Source organism: Methyloceanibacter sp. (assembly GCF_050726195.1).
In the GTDB taxonomy this organism is placed as follows: Bacteria; Pseudomonadota; Alphaproteobacteria; order Rhizobiales; family Methyloligellaceae; genus Methyloceanibacter.
This window is the reverse complement of the sequence record NZ_JBOHJC010000014.1, coordinates 58,081-77,009: the sequence shown is the minus strand read 5'-3', so window position 1 is coordinate 77,009 and position 18,929 is coordinate 58,081. Positions and strand designations below refer to the sequence as shown.

The following is an 18,929-nucleotide window of genomic DNA, read 5'->3' as shown; positions in this document are numbered from 1 at the left end:
TATAGTCCCCCGAGGCTCCCGCGCCAAGCGGGGTCGGCCGCTCGGAGCCCGAAGCTCAGGGTTGAGTGGCTGCTGGAGCGTCGCCTTCCGCAGCGCCCTTGCCGTCGTTAGGCTTGGCGCGCGAAAGACTGAACATGGCTCTTGCCGCGAGCATGCGGGTCGTATCGTCGTATTGCTCGACGCGCACTTGGTGCACCGCGTCGCCGAGCTCCACCGTGTTTTCCACGCTCCACTTGCCGTCGCCGTCGGCGATGACCTTGCCGAGCGGCTTGTCGTCCATGAAGATATAAACCGCGCTGCCGGCTAACGCTGTGCCCGCAAGCTTCAACGTGCCGGGACCCTCGCCGGCATCGGCATAATCGACCACGTCGACATGGATGGGCGATTTGGGGGACGCCGACTCCGCGCCGCCCTCACCCTCCGCCGCCATTGCCGGCGCCATACAAATCGTGCCAAGGGCAATCGCCAAAGCCGCCGCCCACAGCATGAATTTGCTACCGATCATCCCGTCATTCCTTCGAAACACTTTTGTTTAAGGCGCACCAAAGGCCGAATTGCGGTCGGCCCGCGGCCAAGCTGGCGGAACCCTATCGGATCGTTCAGCGCCTCGCCAGCTTGTTGGTGCACCCTTGCTTGACGCCTGACGAAGCCGGGTGGCAGATGGACCCATGAACGAAATCAAGGGCACTTCCAACATTCAGAATATCTGCGTCTATTGCGGGTCCGGTGGCGGCCGAAATCCGGCGTTCCTCGAAGCCGCGCGCGCGTTCGGGCGCATCCTTGCTACGTCCCGCATCGGCCTCGTCTACGGTGGCGGCAGCCTTGGACTCATGGGCGAGATCGCCCGCTCTGTTCTCGATCATGGCGGCCATGTCACGGGCATCATTCCCGGTTTCCTGAGCGAGCGCGAGCACATGCTGATCGAGGCGCAAGAACTGATCGTCGTCGACGACATGCATCAGCGAAAGCATTTGATGTTCGTGAAGTCGGACGCCTTCGTGGCGTTGCCGGGCGGTCTCGGCACCTTGGAGGAGTTTGTCGAGCAGCTCACCTGGGCCCAGCTCGGCCGTCACATGAAGCCGATCATCTTGGCCAATATCGAGGGCTACTGGGATCCGCTCATCGTGATGTTCGACCGAATGAGCGGCAACCTCTTCATCCGGTCCGGGCTCGAGCTCAAGATGCTGCTTGTGGACCGCGTCGAGGACATTGTCCCCACCATCCAGCGCGCACTCAGACCCTACCCTGACGAATTCGCGGCTGAGACGGAGGTCACGGCCAAGTTCTGACCTGGAGTTCAATAGTCATGGGGCTGGACAACACACCAACGAAGTTCCATTTTGCCGTTAGGAGTGACCAATGGCGACGATGATCTCTGAGGTCTATGACGCGTTTGTCTCGGCCGGTGCGCCGGAAGACAAGGCCCGCAAGGCTGCGGAGGCGCTCGCCGACTATGAGAACCGATTCACCAAGTTTGAGGGGGAACTCCTGGTCCTCAAATGGATGGTCGGCTTCGTCATTGCCCTTGATGTTGCCATCCTAGCCCGCGTGTTTTTCTCGTAAAGGGACTAAGGCGCGGGCGCGCCGTCGCGGATCAGCTTGTAATTGATGGAATCGAGCAACGCCTCGAACGAGGCGTCGACGATGTTGGGCGACACGCCCACGGTGAACCAGCGGTTCCCCTCGCCGTCGCGGCTCTCGATCAAGACGCGCGTCACGGCGTCGGTGCCGCCGGTCAGGATGCGCACCTTGTAGTCGACCAGCTCGAGGTCGTCGATATAGCTCTGATAGGGGCCGAGATCCTTGCGCAGCGCATTATCGAGCGCGTTGACTGGGCCGTTGCCCTCGCCCACGGACATCACCGCCTCGCCGTCGATCGTCACCTTCACCGTGGCTTCCGAGATGGTGACGAGACGTCCGAGCGCGTTGTGCCGCCGCTCGACCAGGACGCGGAAGGAGTCCACGTCGAAGAACTGCGGCACGTTGCCGAGCATGCGCCGCGCCAACAGCTCGAAGGAGGCTTCCGCCGCCTCGTAGGCGTAACCCACGGCCTCCCGCTCCTTCACCTCGTCGAGAAGACGGCCGATCCGCGGATCATCCTTGGGCACGGCGATGCCGATGCGGTCGAGCTGCGCGAGAATGCTTGAGCGGCCGCCCTGGTCCGACACCAGGAGCTTCCGCAAATTGCCGACCGACTCCGGCGGCACGTGCTCGTAGGTGCGCGGGTCCTTCTGCACGGCCGAGACATGGATGCCGCCTTTGTGGGCGAAGGCGGACTCGCCGACATAAGGCGCGTGCCGGTTTGGCGCGCGGTTCAGTACCTCATCGAGAATGCGCGAGGCATGCGTGAGCGTGCGCAGCTTGTCCGGCGTGACGCCGGTCTCGAAGCGTTCGGCATAGCCCGGCTTCAGCATCAGAGTCGGGATGATCGACGTGAGGTTGGCGTTGCCGCAGCGCTCGCCGAGCCCGTTCAGGGTGCCCTGGATCTGCCGCGCGCCGGCGCGCACCGCAGCCAGAGAATTGGCCACTCCGTTGTCGGTGTCGTTGTGCACATGGATGCCGAGATGATCGCCGGGCACGTGCTTCACCACCTCGCCGACGATTGCCTCGACCTCCTCTGGCAAGGTGCCGCCATTGGTGTCGCACAGCACGACCCAGCTTGCGCCGGCTTCGTAGGCCGCCTTGGCGCAGGACAGCGCATAATCCGGGTTGGCCTTATAGCCGTCGAAGAAATGCTCGCAGTCGAGCAGCGCCTCGCGGCCGCTCTCCACTACGGCGGCGACCGAGTCCCTGATGCCTGCGAGATTCTCCTCGAGCGTGCTGCCAAGCGCCACGTCCACATGGAAGTCCCAGGTCTTGCCGACGAGGCAGATCGCGTCCGCCTTGGCGGCAAGCAGCGCCTGGAAGCCGGGGTCGTTCGAGATCGACCGGCCGGCGCGCTTGGTCATGCCGAAGGCGGTGAACTTGGTGCCAAGCTTGCGATCCTCGGCGTACAGCCGCGTGTCGGTCGGGTTGGCGCCGGGATAGCCGGCCTCGACATAGTCGATGCCAAGCACGTCGAGCTGCTGGGCGATCAGCAGCTTGTCCTCGAGCGAGAAGTCGACGCCTTGAGTCTGGGCGCCGTCCCGCAAGGTCGTATCGTACAAGGAGAGCTTTTCGCGGACCATGACCTACACCACACCGAAGAAGAAATGCACCGCGAGCAGCACGGCGAGCACCAGCACCGCGAGCTTGATCGCGAGATACACGAAGCGCGAGCCCTTGAACGGCACATCCTGGAAGAACGGCTTCATCGCGCGACCTCCCAGGTGGTGACGAGCTCGCCGGTCTTCGGGTCCTTGGCGTCTTTTACTTCGATGCCCATGGCTTGTAGCTCATCGCGGATGCGGTCGGCCTCCTTGAAGTCCTTCGCCTTGCGCGCCGCGTTTCGCGCGGCAATAAGGGCATCGACTTCGTTCGCGTTGGCAATGTCGGCGCCGTCCTGCCGTACGCGTTCGATCTTGCCGCGCTCGCCGGAGAACCCGAGAAATTGCAGCGCCGCGCGAAGCTCCTCGAAATGCCCGGCGCCATGCAGCCTGTGCAGCTCGGTGATGACCTTCGGGGTATTGAGATCGTCACCGAGCGCCTCGATCACCGGCATAGGAACCGGCGCGGCGGGCGTGGCGTTCTCCGCGTCGCCGTACCAATCCCACAGCACCTTGTGCGCTTCGTCGAGCCCGACCAGGGTCCAATCGAGCGGCTGGCGGTAGTGCGTCCTGAGCATATTGAAACGGAGCGCTTCGCCGGGCCAGGCGTAGCTGTGCCACCCGGTGAGCAACTCATGCACGGTGACGAAGTTGCCGAGGCTCTTCGCCATCTTCTCTCCCTCCACCTGGAGGAAGCCGTTATGTAGCCAGTAATTCGCCATCACCGTCGTGCGGTAGGCGCAGCGCGACTGCGCGATCTCGTTCTCATGATGCGGAAACACGAGGTCGATGCCGCCGCCGTGGATATCGAACGTCTCGCCGAGATGCGCCGCCGACATGGCCGAGCACTCGATGTGCCAGCCCGGACGTCCCGGCACCTCGATGCCGCCAGGCGACGGCCACGACGGCTCGCCGGGCTTCGACGGCTTCCACAACACGAAATCCATTGGGTCGCGCTTGAACGGCGCTACTTCGACCCTGGCGCCCGCGATCATCTCGTCGAGCGAGCGTCCCGACAATTTCCCGTAGTCGGGCATCGATGCGACATGGAACAGCACGTGGTCCTTCGCCACGTAAGCGCAGCCATTGGCGATGAGCCTGTCGATCATCACCCGCATCTGCTCGATATGTTCGGTGGCGCGCGGCTCGGCGGTGGGATCGAGCGCGCCGAGCGCATGCATGTCCTCGTGAAACTGCGCCTCGGTCTTCTTGGTGACCTCGCGGATCGCCTCGTTCAGCGGCAGGCTCGGATAGTCCTCAGCCGCCCGGGCGTTGATCTTGTCGTCGACGTCGGTGATGTTGCGGACATAGGTGACGTGGTCCGGCCCATAGAGGTGCCGCAGCAGGCGGAACAGGACATCGAACACGATGACCGGTCGCGCATTGCCGATATGGGCGTAGTCGTAGACCGTGGGCCCGCACACATACATGCGCACGCGTGCCGGATCGAGGGGCTCGAACGGCTCCTTCTGGCGGGTGAGCGTGTTGTAAAGCGTAAGCGCCACTGACAAGCCCCTCTGGCTTGAGGCCCGCCGGATGTTCGTAAGTGAAAGATATGTTTGGTTAAAGGAGGAACGACCCGCGCGAGCTTGATTTGCTAGCCCGGAATGATGCCGCAGGAAATCATAAGGATGGGTTGCTCGTGCATCATCTCGGGGCCGCTTATGGCCGGAAACGGCCAAATCGTCAAGCAAACCATCTTATTGATGCCTCATTGACCCCGGATTCTAAGGGCGCATAATGGGTCAGAGGCTCCCCGGGGATCGGACACCATCGTGAGTGCCACTCGCCATCTCAGGCGCGTTCTGCCGTCGTCTGTGCGGTCGCTCGGCCGCGCGGGCCTTATTGCGCTCGCCCTCGCGGCCTTGGCCTTGCCGGGCGAGGCGGTGGCCCAAGGCCTAACCGAGCAGCAGATCCGCTGCATGCAGCTCGAGCAGGAGCTTGCCGCTGCCAGAGGCGGCGGCGCGAATGCGGGGGAACTGGCCCGCCTGGAGCAGCAGATTGCCCAGCACGACCGCGTCTTCCAGGGCACCCAGGCCGCCATGGAGGACGCCGGCTGCTACGAGCGCATGTTCATTTTCGGCCGCGCCCTGAAGCGCAGCGCCCAATGCCTCAACATGAACAACCGCGTCGAGGACGCCCGGCGGCAGCTTGCCCGCCTCCAGGAGCAGCGCAGTGCTCTCCAGCGTGGCGGCGGCAACAAGCGCCGCCAGGCCGAGCTGCAGCAGGCGCTGGCACGCAGCGGCTGTGGCGGCGCCCCGCGCCGCGGCGGCGGCGGGCTGTTCGACTTCTTCGGCGGGGAGCGCGAGCCTGAATATCAGACCCCGGTCTATCGCAGCATTAATCCCAACGGACGTTACCGGACGGTGTGCGTGCGGCTGTGCGACGGCTTCTACTTCCCACTCCATCACTCGATCTATGGCAGCCAGGTCGCACAGGATGCGGAACAGTGCCAGGCAAACTGCGCCGCCCCTGCCGAGCTTTACGTCTATCACAATCCCGGCCAGGAGATTGAGCAGGCGATCTCGCTGAGCGGCTCGGCCTATATGGACCTGCCGGTCGCCCTGAAGTTCCGCAAGGAGTTCGTCAAGGGCTGCTCCTGCAAACAAGTCGAGTACAATCCGACCGAAATCGAAGCCGCCAACAAGAAGGCGGATGCCACTCAGGCGACCGGCGCGACACCCGCCCAGGCTGCCGCCGCACCGGCGGCGCCGGCCGCGCCCGAAGGCGAGGTACCGCAACTCGACCTCGACATCACCGGCAGTGCCGAGCCGCCCGCGGCAGCCCCGGCGCCACCGGCGGAAGAGGTAGAGGCCGAAATCGCGCCGCCGCCGCCGCTTCCCGCGGCGGAGGCCCCCTCGCCGCCTTCTCCGCCACCTGCGGCCGAGGCCCAGGGGCAATCCACCATCACCAAGACCAAGCCTCAGACGTCCGCGAACTAGCCGCGCCTCACGCCGTCTTGCCTTCGAGCCGCGCATGAGCGCGGTCGCGGCCGATCAGCGGCAGGAGATGCTTGAGTTCGGGCCCGTGTTCCGCGCCGGTGAGCGCAAGCCGCAGCGGCTGAAACAGCGCCTTGCCCTTGGCTCCGGTCGCGGCCTTGACCGCGGCGGACCACGCCGGCCACGTCTCCTCGTCCCAGGGTTCCAGCGGCAGCACCCTCGCCGCCGCAAGACAAAGTTCACGGTTCTCGATCACGGGCGTGAGCGGTCCCGCCACCACGCGCCACCACGCTTCGGCGTCCTTGAGCACGGCGAGATTGCCGCGTACCGCATGCCAGAACGCCTCGCCGCCGCCGATGCCGAGTGCGCTCAACCGCTCCACCACCGCTGCGTATGGTAGTGCATGCAGCAACTTCGCATTCAGCAGGCGAAGCTCGTTCTGGTCGAACCGCGCCGGCGCCCGCGACAGCTTGGCGAAGACGAACAGCGCCACGAGTTCGTCGAGGCTGGTGTGGGGCGCAACCGGGTCCGAGGTGCCAATTGTTGCCGCATAGCTCGCGACAGCCAGCGGTTCCAGCCCGTCCGCGCGCAGGCCTTCGATGGCAAGCGAGCGGTCGCGCTTCGACAGCGCCTGGCCGTCGGCGCCCACCAGGAGATTGTGATGGCCAAGCGCCGGTGGCTTTGCGCCAAGCGCCTCGAAGAGTTGGATCTGCGGCGCCGTGTTGGCCACATGGTCTTCGCCGCGAATGACATGGGTGATGCCGAGGTCGATGTCGTCCACCACGCTCGGCAGAGTGTAGAGATAAGTCCCGTCGGCGCGGACCAGAACGGGGTCGGACAGCGAAGCGGCGTCCACGTGCTGGGTCCCGCGCACCAGGTCCTCCCACACCACGTCGCGCTGCTCGAGCAGGAACCGCCAATGCGGCTTGCGTCCCTCGGCCTCGAGCTTGGCCTTGTCGTCCGCCGAGAGTTTCAGCGCCGCGCGGTCGTAGACGGGAGGCTTGCCGCGGGCGAGCTGGCGCTTGCGCTTCAGTTCGAGCTCCTCCGGCGTCTCGTAGGCCGGGTAGAGGCGCCCCGATTTCTTCAGTATCTCGATCGCCGCGTCGTAGAGCGCGAAGCGGGCGGACTGGCGGACTTGCTTGGCCCATTCGATGCCGAGCCAGGAAAGGTCCTCCTCGATGCCGCGCGCGAACGCCTCCGTCGACCGCTCCCGGTCGGTATCGTCGAGGCGGAGAATCAGGCGCCCGCCCATCTTTCGCGCGAACAGAAAGTTGAGCAGCGCCGTGCGGATATTTCCTGCGTGGAGCCGGCCCGTGGGACTCGGCGCGAAACGGACGATGACGGTCATGCCTAAAGCCGCTCGCGGAACTTGTTGGTGATGGGATAGCGGCGGTCGCGGCCGAAATTCTTGGCGGTGATCTTCACCCCCGGCGCCGCCTGCCGCCGCTTGTATTCGGCAAGATAAAGCATGCGCTCGACCTTCTTGACCAGTTCCGGCGTATGCCCGCGCGCCACGATCTCGGAAAGCGGCAGCTCGAGCTCGACCAGGCAGTTCAGGATATCGTCCAGCGCCTCGTAGGGCGGCAAGGTGTCCTGGTCGCGCTGGTTGGGCTTCAGCTCGGCCGACGGGTCCTTGGTCAGCACGCTCTCGGGGATGATCGGACCTCTCGGACCGCGGCAGTCCTTGGGACGGTTGGCGTTGCGGTAGCGCGCCAGCGCGTAGACCTGACCCTTGTAGAGGTCCTTGATGGGATTGAACCCGCCGTTCATGTCGCCGTAGAGCGTGGCATAGCCCACCGACACCTCGGACTTGTTGCCGGTGGTGAGCACCAGCGGGCCGAGCTTGTTGGAGACCGCCATGAGCAAGGTGCCGCGCGCGCGCGACTGCAAGTTCTCCTCGGTGGCGTCGCGGGGCAGCCCCTCGAACAACTTCTCGATGCTCTTGGTCAGACCCTCAACGCTATCGTGGATCGACACGATGTCGTAGCGCACGCCGAGAGCCTTGGCGATCGCCTTGGCATCGCTCAGGCTCTCTTCGCTCGTGTAGGTGTAGGGCAGCATCACGCAATGCACGCGCTCGGCCCCGAGCGCGTCCACCGCCATCGCCGCGCACAGCGCCGAGTCGACTCCGCCCGAGAGGCCGAGCACCACGCCGGGGAAACCGTTCTTGTCGATGTAGTCGCGTAAGCCGGTGACGCAGGCGAGATAGTTGGCGGCGTCGCCCTCCTCGACCATCGCCATCGGCCCCGGCAGACAGTGCCAGCGTCCGCCCTCGCGCCGCCACTCAGTGACGCCGAGCGCGATTTCCCAGGCCGGCAACTGCACCGCCAGATCCTCGTCGGCGTTGAGCACGAATGACGCGCCGTCGAACACCAGCTCGTCCTGCCCGCCGACCTGATTGACATAGGCGAGCGGCCGCCGCGTTTCGCCCACCCGCGTCTCGGCGACGCCGTAGCGGGTCTCCTGCTTCCCCATCCAGTAGGGCGAGCCGTTGGGGACGATCAGGATCTCGGCGCCGGCTCCCACCAGCGCCTCGCACACGTCCTCGGCCCAGATGTCTTCGCACACCGGCACGCCGAGCGAGAGGCCGCGAAAGTGGATCGGCGCCGGCAGCGGGCCCGGCGCGAACACGCGCTTCTCGTCGAACACGCCGTAATTCGGCAGATTGTTCTTGTAGCGGACCGCGCCGATGCGGCCGCCGTCGAGCAGCGCCATCGCGTTGTAGACGAAGGGCGCCTCGCCCCAAGGCAGCCCCATGAGTATGGCCGGACCGCCGTCCGCCGTGTCGCGCGCCAAGTCCTCGCAGGCTTCGCGCGCGGCCTTCTGCAAGGCGGGCTTCAACACCAGGTCCTCCAGCGGGTAGCCCGTGAGGTAGAGCTCGGTGAAGACGATCAGATCGGCGCCCGCCTCGCCAAGCGCCGTGCGCACCTTACGCGCCGTCCGCAGATTGCCCTCGATATCGCCCACGACCGGATTGAGCTGCGCAAGCGCGAGCTTGAAGCTGTCCTTGATGTCACGGGCCATGGATCGAACTTAGTCTTGGACGCAAGGCAGGCAAGCGCGGTCGGCGGATATCCCCGCCTACTCGCCCGCGGCGATGGAGATCTCGGGCAGCCGCCGCTCTTCCCGCTCCCGCTTCAGCCGCTCGGCCACGATGAAGGCGAGCTCGATCGACTGATCGGCGTTGAGCCGCGGGTCGCAATGCGTGTGGTAGCGGTCCGACAAATCCGTCTCGGTGACGGCCTTGGCGCCGCCGACGCACTCGGTGACGTTCTGCCCGGTCATTTCCACATGGATTCCGCCGGCATGAGTGCCTTCGCTGCGATGAATGTCGAAGAAGGCTTCGACCTCCTTGAGGATGAGGTCGAAGGGCCGCGTCTTGTAGCCGCTGCCGGCCTTGATGGTATTGCCGTGCATCGGATCGCAGGCCCACACCACGGACTTGCCCTCGCGCTCCACGGCGCGGATGAGTGCCGGCAAATGGTTGCCGACCTTGTCGGCGCCGAATCGGCAGATCAAGGTGAGCCGCCCCGGCTCGTCCTGCGGACTCAAGAAGTCGATCAGCCTGAGCAGATCGTCGGCTTTCAGGCTCGGGCCGCACTTCACGCCGATCGGGTTCTTGATGCCGCGCAAATAATCCATATGCGCATGGTCGAGCTGGCGGGTGCGGTCGCCGGCCCACAGGAAATGTCCCGAGGTCGCGTACCAGTCACCGGACGTGGAATCGATGCGCGTCATCGCCTGCTCATAGCCGAGCAGGAGCGCCTCATGGCTCGTGTAGAAGCTCGTGGTGCGCAGCTGCGGCGCGTTGTCCGCGGTCAAGCCGATGGCGCGCATGAAGCGCAACGTCCCGGCGATCTGCTCGGCCAGCTCCTGGTAGCGATGCCCGGCGGGGCTGTCCTTGACGAAGCCGAGATTCCACTGATGCACGTGCTCGAGATTGGCGTAGCCGCCTTGCGCGAAGGCACGCAGCAGGTTGAGGGTCGCCGCGGCCTGGCGATAGGCCATGTGCATGCGCTGCGGGTCCGGCGTTCTGGCCGCCTCCGTGAATTCGATGTCGTTGATGATATCGCCTCGATAGCTCGGCAGCTCCTTGCCGCCTTGCGTCTCGGTCGGAGCTGAGCGCGGCTTGGCGAATTGGCCGGCGATGCGTCCGAGCTTCACCACCGGCGAGCCGCCGGCATAGGTGAGCACCACGGCCATTTGCAGGAACACGCGGAAGAAGTCGCGGATCGTGTCGGCACGATGCTCGGCGAAGCTCTCGGCGCAATCGCCGCCTTGCAGCAGGAAGGCCTCACCTTGCGCGACGCGGGCGAGCTTGGCCTTCAGCTCCCGCGCCTCGCCTGCAAAAACCAGCGGCGGAAACGTGGCGAGCTGCTGCTCGACCTGAGCGAGCTGGGCCCCGTCCGGATAGACCGGAACCTGCTCGATCGGCTTCGTGCGCCAGCTGTCGGGGCTCCAACGCGGGGCCATGTTAGGCTCTCCTGAAAAGTCCACGCTATATAGGCGATTGACGGGATCGTGGCTAGGCGGCCTCGCGCCATTTGCCCGACCCCGGTCATGCATGCCACATATGTCTTAAGGCCAGGAAAAGGAACGGGATTTGCCTCCACGTCTCGAGCACGGCCATAAGCCGGGCGAGATCGCCAAGCGCCTCGGCAAGGGGCCGCGCGTGAGCTACCTGCGCGATTGGGTCTATGGCGGCATCGACGGCACGGTCACGACCTTCGCCATCATGGCGGGCGTGGTGGGCGCCAATCTCTCCCCCACGGTGGTGATCATTCTCGGCGTCGCCAACCTCCTCGCCGACGGCTTCTCCATGGCGGCCGGCAACTACACCGGCACCAGGGCAGAGCGCGACGAATACGACCAGCTGCGCCGCATGGAGGAGCGCCACATCGACATCGCCCCCGAAGGCGAGCGCGAGGAGATCAGGCAGATCTTCAAGGCCAAGGGCTTCGAGGGTGAGGCGCTTGAATCCGCGGTCGACATCATCACCAAGCGCCGCGAACGCTGGGTCGACACCATGATGACGGAGGAGCACGGCATGCCGGCCGTGGTGCGCTCGCCGGTCCACGCCGCGCTCTATACCTTCGCCGCCTTCGTGCTGTGCGGCAGCGTTCCGCTCATTCCTTACATCTTGCAGCTCGACGAACCGGAACTACCCTCGGCGGTGATGACCGGCATCACCTTCTTCGCCATCGGCTCCCTGCGGAGCTACTGGTCGCCGTCGCCGTGGTGGCGCACCGGGCTCGAGACCCTGATCATTGGCATGTTCGCTGCCGGCGTCGCCTATGTCATCGGCGGCTTTTTGGAGGGGCTTGTCTAAGGGGTTGCCCCCTCCCTTCACCAAGCAAGTTGTGCCACATTCCCCGTCATGGCCATCAAGGAACCGAGTTTCTCCATTGGCATCGAGGAGGAATATCTCCTCGTCGACAAGGACAGCCGCGACCTCGCGCCTGAGCCGCCCCCTGCGCTTCTCGCCAAAGCCGAGGAGGCGCTGCGCGGCCAGGTCAGCCCCGAGTTTCTGCGCTCGCAGATCGAGGTCGGCACGCGCGTCTGCAAATCGGTGCAGGAAGCGCGCGACGAGCTGGTCCATCTTCGATCGACCGTAGGCCGCATCGCCGACGAGTTCGGCCTGGCGCCGATCGCGTCATCGACCCATCCCTTCGCCCAATGGCAGAGCCAGCACCACACCGACAAGGAACGCTACAACGTGCTGGCCAAGGACCTCCAGCACGTGGCGCGTCGCCTCGTCATCTGCGGCATGCACGTGCATGTCGGCATCGAGGACGACGACCTGCGCGTCGATCTCCTCGGCCAGGCGCCCTACTTCCTGCCACATCTGCTCGCGTTGTCGACCTCGTCGCCGTTCTGGCAAGGCAACCAGACCGGCCTCAAATCTTACCGCCTGTCGGTGTTCGACGAGCTGCCGCGCACCGGCATCCCGCACAACTTTTCGAGCTACAGCGAGTATGAGCGCTCCGTCGACCTAATGGTCAGCGCCGGCCTGATCGAGGACGCCACCAAGATCTGGTGGGACATGCGGCCGTCGGCGCGCTTCCCGACGCTGGAGATGCGTCTCACCGACGTCTGTCCGCTGGTCGAGGACGGCGTCTGCATCGCCGCGCTTTATCTCTGCATCCTGCGCATGCTCTACCGCTTGCGGCGGCAGAACCAACGCTGGCGGCATTACCCGCCGTTCCTCGTCCGCGAGAACCGCTGGCGCGCGCAGCGTTACGGCATCGAGCAGGGCATGGTGGATTTCGGCAAGGGCGCCATCGTGCCGTTTGCGCATCTGCTGGAGGAGCTGTTCGAGCTCGTGGCCGAGGACGCCGCCTATTTCGGCTGCGTCGCCGAGGTGAAGCATGCGCGGACCATCCTGCAGCGAGGCACAAGCGCCGACCGCCAGCTTGCCCGTTATGAAGCGGTGAAGGCGCTTGGCGGATCGGAGGAAGCGGCCCTGGTCGCCGTGGTCGACGAGATCGTCGAGGAGACCGTGACGTTGCCCGAGACGAAGAAGCAGCCTTCGCGGCCGAAGGCAAAATCCGCCTAGAGCGTCGTGGCCATGCCGCCGTCGACGTTGAGACTGGCGCCGGTGATGTAGGCGGCCTCGTCGGAGGCGAGGAACAGCGCCGCGTTGGCGATGTCGTCCGGCGTGCCGAAGCGGCGCAGCGGCGTCTGTGTGAGCAGCGCCTTGGCGATCATCGGATTCTGCAAATAGCGCCCGATCAGCGCCGTCTCGACATAGCCCGGTAGCAAGGTGTTCACCCGGATGCCGTAGGGCGCGTACTCGACCGCCAAGCTGCGCGACAGCGCCGACACCGCGCCCTTGGTCGCCGAGTAGACCGCCATCTGGCGCGTGTGCTTGGCCGCCATGATCGAGGAAAGGTTGATCACCGAGGCCTTGCCCGAGGCGCGCAACAGATCGAACGCCTCGCGCGCACAGCGCACCGTGCCATCGAGATTGACGGCCCACACTTTGTCCCAGGCCTCGTCGCCGAGATGGCGGAAGTCGGCGCGCTCGCCGACGCCGGCATTGTTGACCAGCACGTCGAGGCGGCCATGCGCCGATTTGATCGCCTCCATCAGCGCCTTCACCTGGCCCGTATCAGTGACATCGACGGTATGGGCGGAGGCGGCGCCGTTCGCCCTGACGATGGCGTCGGCCACCTCTTTGGCCGCGTCGGCGTCGATATCGGCGACAACCACGTGCGCACCCTCGCGGCCGAAGGTCTCGGCGATGGCGCGGCCGATGCCGGCGCCGGCGCCCGTCACCAGCGCGATCTTGTCCTCAAGCCGCCGCATCGGACCCCTTGATCGGCACCGGCGGCTCCCAGCGATGGCGCATGGTCACCAGCTCCTCGGCGATGCTCGGATGCAGCGCCATGGTTGAGTCGAGCTGTGCCTTGGTGACGCCGAGCTTGAGCGCGACCGCCGCCATCTGCACGATCTCGGCGGCGTCGGGCCCGAGCATATGACAGCCGAGAACCTTGTCGGTTTCCGCGTCGATGACAAGCTTCATCAACACCTTCTCGTTGCGGCCGCTGAGCGTCGCCCGCATGGGCTTGAAGCTCGACTTATAAATGTCGATGCGCGCGCACCGCTCCCGCGCCTGCTCTTCGGAATAGCCAACGGTGCCGAGCTCCGGCTCGGTGAACACCGCCGTCGGGATGAACGTATAATCCATCGCCGCCGGCTTCCCCTGGAACACTGTCTCGACGAAGGCGTTCGCCTCGCGAATGGCGACCGGCGTCAGGTTCTTGCGGTCGGTCACGTCGCCCACCGCATAGATGCTGTCCACCGACGACTTCGAGTACTCGTCCACGACCACGTGGCCGTTCCAGCCGAGCTCGACCCCGGCCTGCTGCAACCCGAGCCCCGCCGTGTTCGGCGCGCGTCCCGTCGCCGCCATCACCAGGGCCGCGGCGACCGATCCGCCCTCCTTGAGCTTGACGCGGTAGCAACCCTCCTCCTTCTCGATTGAAGCGACATTGGTGGCCATGCGGAGGTCGACGCCGCGGTCACGCAATGCCTCCGCCACGCCGTCGCGCAGGTCCATGTCGAAATCGCGGAGCACCTGATTGCCGCGATAGAGCACGGTGACTGCGACGCCGAGGCCGGCGAAGATTGAGGCGAACTCCATGCCGATATAGCCGGCGCCGATGATGACGATGCTCTCTGGAAGCGCCTCGAGGTGAAAGCACTCATTGGAGCTGATCAGGTGCTGAGCCCCTGGGACCTTGGGCATGACCGGATGCGAGCCCGTCGCCACCAGGATGTATTTGGCCGAGATTGGCGTATCCCGGTCGGCGAGCCTCACGCTGTGCGGATCCTCTAGGGTGGCGTGGGTGAGGAACTTGTCGACGCCGGCGTTCTCCAACGTGCGCGTATAGACGCCGTTCAGCCGGTCGATCTCGCGCCGTACGTTGTGGATGAGCGTGGGCCAGGCGAAGCGCACGCCCTCGCAGGTCCAGCCATAGCCGCGAGCATCCTCGATTTCGCCGCCATAGCGGCTGCCGTAGACCAGCAGCTTCTTCGGCACGCAGCCGCGGATCACGCAGGTGCCGCCGATGCGATATTCCTCGGCGATGCCGACCTTGGCGCCGAGCTCGGCGGCAAGCCGCGCGCCGCGTACCCCGCCGGAGCCCGCGCCGATGACGAACAGATCGTAGTCGTACTCTGCCACTTTCGCCTCAGGCTCCCGGGCGGCGTATCGCCTTGACCCCATCGCTGCCGGCCACGATAGCCAAATCGGCAAGGCCGAGAAACAGCCCGTGCTCAACCACGCCCGGCACGCGCTTCAGCGCAAATGCGAGCACTTCCGGCTCGGGGATGGCGTGGAACGCGCAGTCGACGATGAGATTGCCCTGGTCGGTGACGAACGGCAGATCGCCCTGCCCGGGTCTCAGCCTGATCTCGCCCTCGCACCCGGCCTCGGCGGAAAGCGCCTCGATCAGGCGCATGGTCGCGGCAAGCCCGAAGCGCACCACCTCCACCGGCAGCGGATGGGAGCCCAGCGTCTCCGACAGCTTGCTGTCATCGGCGATCACCACCATGCGCGCCGAGGCGGTGGCCACGATTTTCTCGCGCAACAGCGCGCCGCCGCCGCCCTTGATCAGGCGAAGCTGGTCGTCGATCTCGTCGGCGCCGTCGACCGTGAGATCGAGCTGCGGCGTCTCGTCGAGCGTCGAGAGGGGAATGTGCAGCTTTTCGGCATGCGCCCGCGTCGCCTCGGACGTCGGCACGCAGAGCACTTCGAGACCGTTTGCCACGAGCTCACCCACGGCTTCGACGAAGTGATACGCGGTGGAGCCGGTGCCGAGGCCGAGCCGCATGCGCGGCTTCACCAGCTCGACCGCGGCGCGGGCAGCCTCGGCCTTAAGGTCGTCGACCTTGGTTGCCCTGTCACCCATCGGCCCTCAGCCCCCTTCATGACGTCTGTCCGCGGTCTCCCTGGTCTCTACGCCGCCGCTTGCCAGGCCGCAAGCCACGTGTGAGAGAGGCGCCATGTTGAACGGAGCCACCATCGTCTTCGACCTCGACGGCACGCTCGTCGATACCGCGCCCGACCTCACCAATGCGCTGAACGCCGTGCTCGTTCGCCGCAGTCACGATCCCGTCGTGCCGGGCGCCGTCCGTGCCGCGGTCGGCCGCGGGGCGAGGGTGATGATCGAGACGGCACTCGCCATGACCGGGACCGAAGACGACGTGGATCAAATGCTGGCCGAGTTCCTGGTCCACTATGAGGCCAATATCGCCGCCGAAAGCCGTCCCTTCCCCGGCGCCGTGGCGGCGCTCGACCGGCTTGCCGCCATGGGCGCCACGCTTGTCGTATGCACCAACAAGCGCGAGCGGCTGACCCGCCTGCTGCTGCAAGCGCTGGAGCTCGAAGACTATTTCGCCGCCATCGCCGGGCGCGACACGTTCAAGGTGTCGAAGCCAGACCCGGGCCACGTCACGGGCGTGATCGCGCTTGCCGGCGGCGATCCGTCCCGCGCCGTCATGGTCGGCGACAGCGATGTAGATATATATGCCGCGCAAGCCGCGCGCGTGCCATCGATCCTGGTGAGCTTCGGCTACGCCGCGCCGCCACCGGGCGGCCCCGCCGCCGACGCCGTCATCGACCACTTCGATGCGCTCGACGAGACCGCGATTTCGCTCTTGCAACGCTTGCCAACCAAACGCCATGGTCGGGGACTAGCGTCGTGAGCCTCTTGGGAATTGGTTCCTTGCAGGCGGGAGCGACGGGAATGCTGAGACTGATGGTGGCCGGCGCCTGCATAGCGTGTTTCATGAGTACGGCCGCCTACGCCGCGGAAGACACGCCCAAGGAGCCGCCCGTCGACATGGAGTGCATCCAGCAGCTCATTCGCGCCGAGAAGCTCGTGGAAGGCAAGGTCGAGGCTGAGGCCCTGAGCGAGGCCGATCAGGAGAAGCTCTACCTGCTTCTCGACGAGGCCGATGCCTTCTGCACCGAAGGCAACGCCAAGCAAGCGAACAAGAGCCTCGCCGCCGTCAGGAAGATGGTCTCGGAGGCGAAGCAGTAAACTCCCGATTTGAAGGCGCGCCGCAGGCCGGCGGCCCTTCCTTGACTTCTCCGGGGCCCAATCGCTAAATCCAAGGCTCCAGCCGCATCGTCCGGAAAGGCAACCGGTCTTCCGAACAGACGATGCGCCCGCGAAGACAAAGGGCGGTTAGCTCAGCTGGTAGAGCACTGTGTTCACATCGCAGGGGTCACTGGTTCGAGTCCAGTACCGCCCACCAGCCTTCGCACTTCGCGCTTCGGCTTGGCAAGCCAGACGAAGCCGATAGGAGAAGGCTGTCACGCCGTAGTTGCGTTAGCAACGAAGGCGGACCACTCCCAACCTGAGCGCCCAGACTTAACCCTTATTCCGCCGCAGCGCGTCGAGGCTCCACGGGCCGGGGCCGGCGAAGGCGATATAGAGAAACACGAAGCAGTAGAGGATGGCGGCGTCGCCGCCATTGAGCACCGGGAAGGGACTCTGCGGCGCGTGCGCCATCCAATAGGCGAACGCCATCTCGCCCGCGAGGATGAAGGCGACCGGCCGCGTGAACAGACCGAGGACGAGCAACGCCCCGCCGACCAGCTCCAGCGCGCCTGCGATCCAAGATAGCGACAGCACCTCCGGAAAGGAGTGATCGGAGGGCGGGAAGCCGAGCAGTTTCGAGGTCCCATGCTCGAAGAAGAGCAAGGCCGCGACGATGCGCAGGATGCTGAGGACGCGTGGCGCCCAAACGGTCTCAAGCGTTTCGGTATTCATGGCCGGCAACTTCCCCCCTTTAGGCTCTGGATGTGATCCAAGGCTGGAAGTCTAACCCGCCCGCAGGCCGGCCGTCAGCACACAACAAATTGTGCGGGGGCCGCAAGGGCCCCCGCACGTCGCCTGGCGCGCGATTCGCGCCCCCCGTCTAAGCCGCGGCGCTGATCTTGATTGGCACGGAAGCGATCGTCTTCAGGACCTGCGAGGCGATCTGGTAAGGGTCGCCTTGCGAGTTCGGCCGGCGGTCCTCCAGATAGCCCTTGTAGCCGTTCCTGACGAACGAGTGCGGCACGCGGACCGAGGCGCCACGGTCGGCCACGCCGTAGCTGAACTTGTTCCACGGCGCGGTCTCGTGCTTGCCGGTCAGACGCATGTGGTTGTCCGGGCCGTAGACCGAGATGTGGTCCTCGATGTTCTTCTCGAACTCGGCCATCAGCGCCTCGAAATAGTCCTTGCCGCCCACCTCGCGCAGATACGCGGTGGAGAAATTGCAATGCATGCCCGAGCCGTTCCAGTCGGTGTCGCCGAGCGGCTTGCAGTGATACTCGACGTCGACGCCATATTTCTCGGTGAGCCGCTGCAGGAGATAGCGGGCCATCCACATCTCGTCGGCGGCCTTCTTGGAGCCCTTGCCGAAGATCTGGAACTCCCACTGGCCCTTGGCCACCTCGGCGTTGATGCCTTCGTGATTGATGCCGGCGGCAAGACAAAGATCGAGATGCTCCTCGACGATCTCGCGCGCGACCGAGCCGACATTCTTATAGCCGACACCCGTATAGTAGGGTCCTTGCGGCGCCGGATAACCGTCCGCCGGGAAGCCGAGCGGGCGGCCGTCCTTGTAGAGGAAATATTCCTGCTCGAAGCCGAACCAGGCGCCCTCATCGTCGAGGATGGTCGCCCGTTTGTTGGACGCATGCGGCGTCACGCCGTCCGGCATCATGACCTCGCACATCACCAGCACGCCGTTGGTGCGCGCGCCGTCGGGATAGACCGCGACCGGCTTTAAGACGCAGTCCGAGCTGTGGCCTTCCGCCTGCTTGGTCGAGCTCCCGTCGAACCCCCACAGCGGAAGCTCATCGAGCGTGGGAAAGCTGTCATACGCCTTGATCTGCGTCTTGCCGCGTAGATTCGGCGTCGGCGCATAGCCATCGAGCCAAATATACTCGAGCTTGTATTTTGTCATCGCGAGTCCTTCGTGAGCTGTTGAAGCGGATGTGCGTCCCCTGACGGCGCCAACGGCGCTGGCGGCCAATGGCTGCACTAAGCACCAACTGTGCCAATGGCATCGGCCGCCGCGCGCGGTCTGCGCGACACCGCTCCGCGGGCGCGGCCCGCACGCTCCACATTCATTTTTCGTGAGGAATTTACGGCACTTGGCCGAACGCTGGCAGCTGTCCTTGATGCACGCATTGCGCTGCGGCGATGCACGTCAACCGCAGTCGCGACGACTGCCGCGCACAGATGCAAATGCTAAAGCGCTGAAATAGTAGTCATTCCGCGAATTTGTTGTGCAAACGCTC

General features: G+C 65.3%; 19 protein-coding genes and 1 tRNA gene. 8 read left to right on the top strand and 12 right to left on the bottom strand.

The window, feature by feature from the left end; all coding sequences use genetic code 11:
- Window positions 1-55: 55 nt before the first annotated feature.
- Entirely contained in the window at window positions 56-505 is a 450-nt protein-coding gene (locus tag ACRECX_RS11125) for a hypothetical protein (RefSeq protein WP_431558906.1), read from the bottom strand.
- A gap of 163 nt (window positions 506-668) precedes the next feature.
- Between ACRECX_RS11125 and ACRECX_RS11120 the strand changes: the two genes are divergently transcribed.
- Together ACRECX_RS11120 and ACRECX_RS11115 are read left to right on the top strand one after the other, a co-directional pair.
- A complete protein-coding gene (locus ACRECX_RS11120; protein WP_431558905.1) occupies window positions 669-1,289 on the top strand; it encodes a TIGR00730 family Rossman fold protein in 621 nt (206 codons plus the stop codon).
- Window positions 1,290-1,359: 70 nt separating this feature from the next.
- Window positions 1,360-1,563 carry an integrase gene (locus ACRECX_RS11115; protein ID WP_431558904.1) on the top strand — a complete coding sequence of 68 codons (204 nt, stop codon included), beginning with the start codon at window positions 1,360-1,362 and terminating at the stop codon, window positions 1,561-1,563.
- Window positions 1,564-1,568: 5 nt separating this feature from the next.
- Here ACRECX_RS11115 and cimA read toward each other — a convergent pair whose 3' ends face one another.
- The 3 genes from cimA to cysS are packed head-to-tail and all read right to left on the bottom strand — an operon-like array spanning window position 1,569 to window position 4,690.
- A complete protein-coding gene (gene cimA / locus ACRECX_RS11110) occupies window positions 1,569-3,167 on the bottom strand; it encodes a citramalate synthase (RefSeq protein ID WP_431558903.1) in 1,599 nt (532 codons plus the stop codon).
- A gap of 3 nt (window positions 3,168-3,170) precedes the next feature.
- On the bottom strand, window positions 3,171-3,293 hold the full coding sequence (locus tag ACRECX_RS11105) for a hypothetical protein (protein WP_431558902.1): 123 nt from the start codon (window positions 3,291-3,293) through the stop codon (window positions 3,171-3,173).
- On the bottom strand, window positions 3,290-4,690 hold the full coding sequence (cysS, locus tag ACRECX_RS11100) for a cysteine--tRNA ligase (RefSeq protein ID WP_431558901.1): 1,401 nt from the start codon (window positions 4,688-4,690) through the stop codon (window positions 3,290-3,292). The genes ACRECX_RS11105 and cysS overlap by 4 nt, the downstream gene beginning before the upstream one ends.
- A gap of 270 nt (window positions 4,691-4,960) precedes the next feature.
- Here cysS and ACRECX_RS11095 point away from each other — a divergent pair, with 270 nt between their 5' ends.
- Window positions 4,961-6,127, top strand: a complete 1,167-nt coding sequence (locus tag ACRECX_RS11095) for a DUF2865 domain-containing protein (protein WP_431558900.1) — start codon at window positions 4,961-4,963, stop codon at window positions 6,125-6,127.
- Between the two features lie 7 nt (window positions 6,128-6,134).
- Here ACRECX_RS11095 and gltX read toward each other — a convergent pair whose 3' ends face one another.
- Genes gltX through ACRECX_RS11080 form a run of 3 tightly spaced genes read right to left on the bottom strand, consistent with a single transcriptional unit; the run spans window position 6,135 to window position 10,597 of the window.
- Window positions 6,135-7,472 (bottom strand): glutamate--tRNA ligase, encoded by a 1,338-nt coding sequence (gene gltX, locus ACRECX_RS11090; RefSeq protein WP_431558899.1) that lies wholly within the window; start codon window positions 7,470-7,472, stop codon window positions 6,135-6,137.
- A 2-nt stretch (window positions 7,473-7,474) separates the two neighbouring features.
- Window positions 7,475-9,148 carry an NAD+ synthase gene (locus tag ACRECX_RS11085; RefSeq protein WP_431558898.1) on the bottom strand — a complete coding sequence of 558 codons (1,674 nt, stop codon included), beginning with the start codon at window positions 9,146-9,148 and terminating at the stop codon, window positions 7,475-7,477.
- Between the two features lie 57 nt (window positions 9,149-9,205).
- A complete protein-coding gene (locus tag ACRECX_RS11080; protein ID WP_431558897.1) occupies window positions 9,206-10,597 on the bottom strand; it encodes a class II 3-deoxy-7-phosphoheptulonate synthase in 1,392 nt (463 codons plus the stop codon).
- Window positions 10,598-10,727: 130 nt separating this feature from the next.
- Here ACRECX_RS11080 and ACRECX_RS11075 point away from each other — a divergent pair, with 130 nt between their 5' ends.
- Both ACRECX_RS11075 and ACRECX_RS11070 read left to right on the top strand, forming a co-directional pair.
- Complete coding sequence (locus ACRECX_RS11075) at window positions 10,728-11,453, top strand: VIT1/CCC1 transporter family protein (protein WP_431558896.1); 726 nt, start codon at window positions 10,728-10,730, stop codon at window positions 11,451-11,453.
- Between the two features lie 48 nt (window positions 11,454-11,501).
- Window positions 11,502-12,680 (top strand): carboxylate-amine ligase, encoded by a 1,179-nt coding sequence (locus ACRECX_RS11070; protein ID WP_431558895.1) that lies wholly within the window; start codon window positions 11,502-11,504, stop codon window positions 12,678-12,680.
- Here ACRECX_RS11070 and ACRECX_RS11065 read toward each other — a convergent pair.
- Genes ACRECX_RS11065 through rpiA form a run of 3 tightly spaced genes read right to left on the bottom strand, consistent with a single transcriptional unit; the run spans window position 12,677 to window position 15,540 of the window.
- Window positions 12,677-13,432 carry an SDR family NAD(P)-dependent oxidoreductase gene (locus ACRECX_RS11065; protein ID WP_431558894.1) on the bottom strand — a complete coding sequence of 252 codons (756 nt, stop codon included), beginning with the start codon at window positions 13,430-13,432 and terminating at the stop codon, window positions 12,677-12,679. The two genes, ACRECX_RS11070 and ACRECX_RS11065, sit on opposite strands and share 4 nt — an antisense overlap.
- Window positions 13,419-14,813: a glutathione-disulfide reductase gene (gor, locus tag ACRECX_RS11060; RefSeq protein ID WP_431558893.1), complete on the bottom strand. Its 1,395-nt coding sequence runs from the start codon at window positions 14,811-14,813 to the stop codon at window positions 13,419-13,421. Before gor ends, ACRECX_RS11065 begins: the two co-directional genes overlap by 14 nt.
- Before the next feature lie 7 nt (window positions 14,814-14,820).
- Complete coding sequence (gene rpiA, locus ACRECX_RS11055) at window positions 14,821-15,540, bottom strand: ribose-5-phosphate isomerase RpiA (RefSeq protein WP_431558892.1); 720 nt, start codon at window positions 15,538-15,540, stop codon at window positions 14,821-14,823.
- 94 nt (window positions 15,541-15,634) lie between these two features.
- Here rpiA and ACRECX_RS11050 point away from each other — a divergent pair, with 94 nt between their 5' ends.
- The 3 genes from ACRECX_RS11050 (at window position 15,635) to ACRECX_RS11040 (ending at window position 16,891) form a co-directional block, all read left to right on the top strand.
- The gene (locus ACRECX_RS11050; protein ID WP_431558891.1) at window positions 15,635-16,336 is read left to right on the top strand and encodes an HAD-IA family hydrolase; all 702 of its coding nucleotides are present in this window, start codon (window positions 15,635-15,637) and stop codon (window positions 16,334-16,336) included.
- An 83-nt stretch (window positions 16,337-16,419) separates the two neighbouring features.
- Window positions 16,420-16,674, top strand: a complete 255-nt coding sequence (locus tag ACRECX_RS11045; RefSeq protein WP_431558890.1) for a hypothetical protein — start codon at window positions 16,420-16,422, stop codon at window positions 16,672-16,674.
- A 141-nt stretch (window positions 16,675-16,815) separates the two neighbouring features.
- Window positions 16,816-16,891 (top strand) — tRNA-Val (locus tag ACRECX_RS11040).
- 116 nt (window positions 16,892-17,007) lie between these two features.
- On the opposite strand, the gene ACRECX_RS11035 is transcribed toward ACRECX_RS11040, so the two are convergent.
- Window positions 17,008-17,409: a DoxX family protein gene (locus tag ACRECX_RS11035; protein ID WP_431558889.1), complete on the bottom strand. Its 402-nt coding sequence runs from the start codon at window positions 17,407-17,409 to the stop codon at window positions 17,008-17,010.
- Window positions 17,410-17,557: 148 nt separating this feature from the next.
- The gene (locus tag ACRECX_RS11030) at window positions 17,558-18,592 is read right to left on the bottom strand and encodes a glutamine synthetase beta-grasp domain-containing protein (RefSeq protein WP_431558888.1); all 1,035 of its coding nucleotides are present in this window, start codon (window positions 18,590-18,592) and stop codon (window positions 17,558-17,560) included.
- Window positions 18,593-18,929: the final 337 nt, after the last annotated feature.

Coding starts and splice junctions, on each gene's coding strand:
- rpiA (WP_431558892.1), bottom strand. CDS start 15,540: ATGGGTGACAGGGCAACCAAGGTCGACGACCTTAAGGCCGAGGCTGCC.
- ACRECX_RS11045 (WP_431558890.1), top strand. CDS start 16,420: ATGAGTACGGCCGCCTACGCCGCGGAAGACACGCCCAAGGAGCCGCCC.
- ACRECX_RS11070 (WP_431558895.1), top strand. CDS start 11,502: ATGGCCATCAAGGAACCGAGTTTCTCCATTGGCATCGAGGAGGAATAT.
- ACRECX_RS11085 (WP_431558898.1), bottom strand. CDS start 9,148: ATGGCCCGTGACATCAAGGACAGCTTCAAGCTCGCGCTTGCGCAGCTC.
- ACRECX_RS11080 (WP_431558897.1), bottom strand. CDS start 10,597: ATGGCCCCGCGTTGGAGCCCCGACAGCTGGCGCACGAAGCCGATCGAG.
- ACRECX_RS11065 (WP_431558894.1), bottom strand. CDS start 13,432: ATGCGGCGGCTTGAGGACAAGATCGCGCTGGTGACGGGCGCCGGCGCC.
- gltX (WP_431558899.1), bottom strand. CDS start 7,472: ATGACCGTCATCGTCCGTTTCGCGCCGAGTCCCACGGGCCGGCTCCAC.
- ACRECX_RS11035 (WP_431558889.1), bottom strand. CDS start 17,409: ATGAATACCGAAACGCTTGAGACCGTTTGGGCGCCACGCGTCCTCAGC.
- ACRECX_RS11120 (WP_431558905.1), top strand. CDS start 669: ATGAACGAAATCAAGGGCACTTCCAACATTCAGAATATCTGCGTCTAT.
- ACRECX_RS11030 (WP_431558888.1), bottom strand. CDS start 18,592: ATGACAAAATACAAGCTCGAGTATATTTGGCTCGATGGCTATGCGCCG.
- ACRECX_RS11105 (WP_431558902.1), bottom strand. CDS start 3,293: ATGAAGCCGTTCTTCCAGGATGTGCCGTTCAAGGGCTCGCGCTTCGTG.
- ACRECX_RS11125 (WP_431558906.1), bottom strand. CDS start 505: ATGATCGGTAGCAAATTCATGCTGTGGGCGGCGGCTTTGGCGATTGCC.
- cimA (WP_431558903.1), bottom strand. CDS start 3,167: ATGGTCCGCGAAAAGCTCTCCTTGTACGATACGACCTTGCGGGACGGC.
- ACRECX_RS11050 (WP_431558891.1), top strand. CDS start 15,635: ATGTTGAACGGAGCCACCATCGTCTTCGACCTCGACGGCACGCTCGTC.
- ACRECX_RS11115 (WP_431558904.1), top strand. CDS start 1,360: ATGGCGACGATGATCTCTGAGGTCTATGACGCGTTTGTCTCGGCCGGT.